The following is a 520-nucleotide window of genomic DNA, read 5'->3' as shown; positions in this document are numbered from 1 at the left end:
CGGCTCACCGCATCGGCGATGACCAGAGCATCTTTTGGGTCGTTCTTGGAAGGGGAGTTATCTCTGTTTTCCTTATTGCGTTTTGTTGTCATTGGATTGACAAGAGCCACATCAATGCCTTGACCCACCAACCAGTTGGCAATATTGAACCAGTAGTGACCAGTGCTTTCCATTCCCACAACGAAGTCATTCATGCCGTGCATCTTCTGTAATTTCCGAATACTGTGTTCTAAATGCTCAAAACCAGCAAGGTCATTCGAAAATAGAATAGGGCGCTTGGTGAGGACAATACCTCGAAAATTAATGGCTTGTGCAGCGTGTTTCTCCTTGGCAATGTCGATGCCTATGACCAGAGTGGTAGTGGAGATTCGTTCTACACGTTGATTTTGAGAATTAATTGGATTAGACTTCATGATAACGCCTCCTAAGGTGAGTTCTGAGGGCTGCAACCCAGTACATACTCATCCTAGCGAGGCGTCCTTTTTTCTGCAAGTTCCATCTATTAACACCTACAGGAATG

The 520-nt window shown here is 45.2% G+C and carries 1 protein-coding gene; it reads right to left on the bottom strand.

Annotation, left to right across the window (positions count from 1 at the left end):
* A partial coding sequence (locus GC098_RS16690) for an IS110 family transposase (protein WP_171644253.1) occupies positions 1-413 on the bottom strand: 413 nt, incomplete at its 3' end.
* Between the last annotated feature and the right edge of the window lie 107 nt (positions 414-520).

The organism is Paenibacillus phytorum (genome assembly GCF_013141715.1).
Classification (GTDB): Bacteria; Bacillota; Bacilli; order Paenibacillales; family NBRC-103111; genus Paenibacillus_E; species Paenibacillus_E phytorum.
Note: the sequence above shows the minus strand (reverse complement) of the source record. Positions and strands in the feature narration are given on the sequence as shown.